The organism is Lysinibacillus sp. GbtcB16 (assembly GCF_019091145.1).
In the GTDB taxonomy this organism is placed as follows: domain Bacteria; phylum Bacillota; class Bacilli; order Bacillales_A; family Planococcaceae; genus Lysinibacillus; species Lysinibacillus fusiformis.
This window is the reverse complement of sequence record NZ_JAGXJV010000062.1, coordinates 1-1,219: the sequence shown is the minus strand read 5'-3', so window position 1 is coordinate 1,219 and position 1,219 is coordinate 1. Positions and strand designations below refer to the sequence as shown.

Annotated in this window: 1 protein-coding gene; it reads left to right on the top strand. The window is 37.7% G+C overall.

The window, feature by feature from the left end:
* Nucleotides 1–76 precede the first annotated feature (76 nt).
* A partial coding sequence (locus KVT27_RS23250) for an IS110 family transposase (RefSeq protein WP_217582031.1) occupies nucleotides 77–1,219 on the top strand: 1,143 nt, incomplete at its 3' end.

The window sequence follows — 1,219 nt, the reverse complement described above, 5'->3', positions numbered from 1 at the left end:
ATACTACATTGGGCATTAAGCTCTAATAGAAAATTGGACGGTCAGATGATTTATATATCGCTTGGAGGCATTACAAATGAACGAAAATATGATAGCTCCTTTTAGTTTTATTGATGAACCAAAAGAAGAACAAGAGAATAAAAGAAAGGTGTACCAATTCTTTGTAGGTATTGATATCGGGGCTTCTTTCCACGTTGCAGCTTGTATTCCCTTTCAAGCTTTCCTTGATCCCAAGGGACGTGAGTGGAAGAGGGCTAAAACAATGAAATTTAATGCAGATAGCATGGGAATGACACAGTTTTTAGAAGCCTTAGAACAAACAAAAAAACAATTTGGACTTCAGAAAGAAGACTTCTTAGTTCTACTGGAGCCGACGGGTGGTCATTACTCTTATCTGCTTCAACAAGTCCTTCTTAAGAGTAAATATGAAGTATACTTAGTGGAGAATTCAGCTGTAAAAGATTTTCGTGAAAAACAGCTAGGTATTACTGAGAAATCAGATCCAGTTGATGCGAGAATCATGTCCTATATGGGTTGGCATAAGACTTTACATCCCAATATGAAAGGGATTAATCTCCTTAGACCAGCTTCTGTAACACAATCTATATTCCGTTCTTTAACTCGTGACAGATGGTTATTGAACACTCAATTAACACGGCGTAAAAATCAGGTTCAGCAGCTTTTAGTAGTTACGCATCCAGACCTTAAAGTGGCATTTAAAAAATTAGGTTCACCCTCTGTAATGAGATTTGTTTTAAAGTATCCTACAGGGCAAGATTTAAAGTTAGCTACAGAAGAGGAGTTACGCCAAGCAATTAGTAAGGCTGGAGCTAGAACAGTGGCTAAAAAAGCTTCTAAGACATTAGCAGAGGTGGCATCAAATTCAATAGGGATTGATGTCCCCCATCTAGTTGGAAGGCAAAAATGGATTATTGAAGAAGCGTTGCGGATTGAAGAAAGTATTAAAGGGATTGATGATCACATTCAAGAACTACTTCATGGAAACCTAGATAAAGGAATTGAGCCTCACCCTTATACAGAATTATTATATTCCTTCCCTGTGATGAGCGATAATTGGGCGTGTACCCTTATTGGAGCAATTGGTGACGTGGAACGCTTTAGCACATATAAAGAGTTTAAAAAGTATCTAGGAGTTTCGGCTGAAAATAAACAATCAGGTACTTCAGTAAAGGGAACGAGAATGACTTTTAGTGGTGTA